General features: G+C 59.6%; 1 protein-coding gene. It reads right to left on the bottom strand.

Features of this window, described 5'->3' with window-relative positions:
* A partial coding sequence (locus Y707_RS25505) for a histidine phosphatase family protein (protein WP_051441927.1) occupies positions 1-479 on the bottom strand: 479 nt, incomplete at its 3' end.
* Between the last annotated feature and the right edge of the window lie 301 nt (positions 480-780).

The following is a 780-nucleotide window of genomic DNA, read 5'->3' as shown; positions in this document are numbered from 1 at the left end:
AGCCGCGGGTGGGGCTGGCCAAGCAACGCCGACATCGTCAGCCGGATCAAAGTTCCGTGCGCTACGACGATGATCCGCTGCTCGGGGTACTCCTCGAACAATCCGCACAACGCCTTCAGCCCACGCTCGGCTACTTCGTTTTCAGGCTCAGCCCCAGTGTGCAGGCGATTGTATTCAGGCTCTGACAATCCGTCCAGGTACTGACCCTCCAACGACCCATAGTCCCTCTCCCGCAATCCGGCAATGGGCTTCGCGGGTTCAAGACCGATCCGATGGCCAATAATCTGCGCGGTTTCCACCGCACGGCCAAGCGGCGAGGACACGAGCACATCCCATTGCCTTCCGGCAAGTTCCGCACCACCTGCCGCGGCTTGCTCACGACCTGTTGCGTCGAGCGGAATATCGGTACTTCCCTGCAAACGGCCTGCTTCATTCCATGCCGTTTGTCCATGCCGTACCAACGCCAATGCCGTACTCATTATTGTGACCTGCCATCTCTTGTCTGTGCCGCAGCTCCGGTCGCTGCAGGTATTGGTTCTCCCGCTGCTTCGAGTGCGACGTTTGCGGGGCAAAATACATAGGTCCGCATGAGCGCCCACAGAGCGCGGAGATAATGACTGCGCCGTCATTTGAAGGATTCGTCCAAAGGCCGGAATTCGGTGTCCTGCGGACTTACTGCCGCCGTCGCCTGAGGATCTTCTATAGACAGGTTACCAGCGGGAACGTCTACCAGCCGAAGCCACTCGTCCCCTACGTCCCGGGGCCAGCTAGGAGTTAAGC

The sequence above is a fragment of the Arthrobacter sp. H14 genome, assembly GCF_000520495.1.
GTDB lineage: Bacteria > Actinomycetota > Actinomycetes > Actinomycetales > Micrococcaceae > Arthrobacter_C.
Note: the sequence above shows the minus strand (reverse complement) of the source record. Positions and strands in the feature narration are given on the sequence as shown.